The 2,071-nt window shown below is 62.4% G+C and carries 2 protein-coding genes; both read right to left on the bottom strand.

The window, feature by feature from the left end:
- Window positions 1–1,421 (bottom strand): sugar ABC transporter ATP-binding protein (locus BLR25_RS20790; RefSeq protein WP_091940754.1); only part of this gene is annotated, 1,421 nt, incomplete at its 3' end.
- The coding region (locus tag BLR25_RS20785) for an ABC transporter permease (RefSeq protein WP_143009959.1) at window positions 1,418–2,071 on the bottom strand (654 nt) is incomplete at its 5' end. The genes BLR25_RS20785 and BLR25_RS20790, both read right to left, overlap by 4 nt.

Genomic DNA, 2,071 nt, shown 5'->3' with positions numbered 1-2,071 from the left:
TCCGACAGCCGCGTCAGTTCCGGCAGGTCCGAGGACACCAGCAGGATCGCCACGCCCTGTTGCGCCAGCCGTTCGATCGTCTGGTACATCTCTTCCTTGGCGCCGATATCGACGCCGACCGTCGGTTCGTCGACGATCAGGAGCTTCAGGTCGCGGATCAGCCACTTGCCGACGACGACCTTCTGCTGGTTGCCGCCCGACAGGTTGCCGACCAGGTGATCGGGATTCGCCGGTTTGATGTTCAGCGTCGTGATCGCCGCCTGCGCCCGTTCGAGTTCCTTGGCGTCGCTGACCATGCCGGCGCCGTTGGAGATCGAGTCGAGGTTGGCGATGCCGATGTTGCCGGTGATCGAGATGGCGCCCATGATGCCTTGCAGGCGTCGCTCTTCCGGCACGAAGCCGTAACCGCCGGCAATCGATTTTTCCACGGTCGGTTTATAGGGCTGGCCGAGATAGGCGATCTCGCCCGAATCGTAGCGGTCGATACCGTAGATCGCGCGCATCAGTTCGGTCCGCCCGGAACCGACGAGGCCGCCGAAGCCGAGCACTTCGCCCTTGCGCACGGCGAAGGAGACGTCCTGCAGCTTGCCTTCGGCACAGAGCTTCTTCACCTCGAGGACGATCTCGCCGTCCTTTTTGACCATGCGATGCTGCGATTCGTCGTCGGTGAGTTCGCGCCCGATCATCAGCCGGATGATCTCGGCCGGCGTGATCGCTTCGCCTTCGAGCACCGAGACGAGCTTGCCGTCGCGCAGCACGGTGACGCGGTCGGAGAGGTTATAGACCTCTTCCATCCGGTGCGAGATATAGACGACCGTGATGCCTTCGCTTTTGAGCAGCCGGATGATGTCGAAGAGCCGTTCGCTTTCGGTCGCCGTCAGCGAACTGGTCGGCTCGTCCATGATCATCAGCGAGGCCTTGTTCGACAGCGCTTTCAGGATTTCAACGGTCTGGCGCTGGGCGATCGGCAGGCCGTCGATGATGTCGGTGGCCTTGAGTTCGAAGCCGTACTTGTCGATCATCGCCTGCGCCATCGCGTTCATCTTGCGCACGTCGATGATCGGCAGGCCGGCGAGCAGCGGCTCCTTGGTCAGGAAGATGTTCTGCGCCACGGTCATGCCATGGATCAGGCTCAGTTCCTGGTAGATGACGGCGATGCCGAGCTTCTCCGAGGCGTTCTTGCTGTGCTCGATCGGCACGTCGTGACCTTCGAAGACGATGGTGCCGGCATTGCGGTTGGTGATGCCGGTGATGATCTTGATCAGCGTCGATTTGCCGGCGCCGTTCTCGCCGACGAGCGAATGGATTTCACCGCGGCGCAGCGAGAAATCAACGCCGGAGAGCACCTGCGGGCCGTTGTAGTTCTTGTCGATGCCGCGGCATTCGAGCAGAAGAGTGTTGGTAGCAGCGGTAGCGCTCATGCTTCACCTCCCTGGCGCTGCATGGCTTTCTTGCGCGCGGCCTGCGTCGCCTTCTTCTCGGCGTAGGATTTGTACCAGACGTCCATGACCACCGTAACGATGATGATGCCGCCGATGACGATCGGCTGGATGTAGGGCGAGAGCCCGAGCTTGAGAATGCCGTTCTTGACCAGCGCGATGAACAGCGTGCCGATCAGCGTTCCCCAGATGTCGCCGACGCCGCCGGTGAAGGGCGTGCCGCCGATGACGACCGAGGCGATGACGTCGAGTTCGTTGCCGATGCCGAATTCCGGCATCGCCGTCATCATCCGCGCCGACAGGAAGATCGACGAGAGCGCCGCGCAGAAGCCCGAGAACATATAGACGCCGATCAGCGTGCGCTCGACGTGGATGCCCGACAGGCGCGAGGCCGTCGGGTTCGCCCCGGCCGCGTAGATGTTCGTCCCGGCGCGCGTGCGCTTCATGAAGAACTGCGTGACGATCGCCAGCAGCACGAAGACGATGACAACGATATAGACCGGCCCGACCGTCTCGCCGAAGGAGAGAAAGACCTCGTCCTGGATGAAGACGTTCTTGACGAAGCCCTGTTCGTCCTTGACCGCCGCGATCAGCGCCAACCCCGCGAGAATGCCCCGCGTCGCCAGCGTGAC

Source organism: Propionivibrio dicarboxylicus (genome assembly GCF_900099695.1).
GTDB lineage: Bacteria > Pseudomonadota > Gammaproteobacteria > Burkholderiales > Rhodocyclaceae > Propionivibrio > Propionivibrio dicarboxylicus.
The sequence above is the reverse complement of the archived record's forward strand: the minus strand, read 5'-3'. Positions and strand labels throughout refer to the sequence as shown.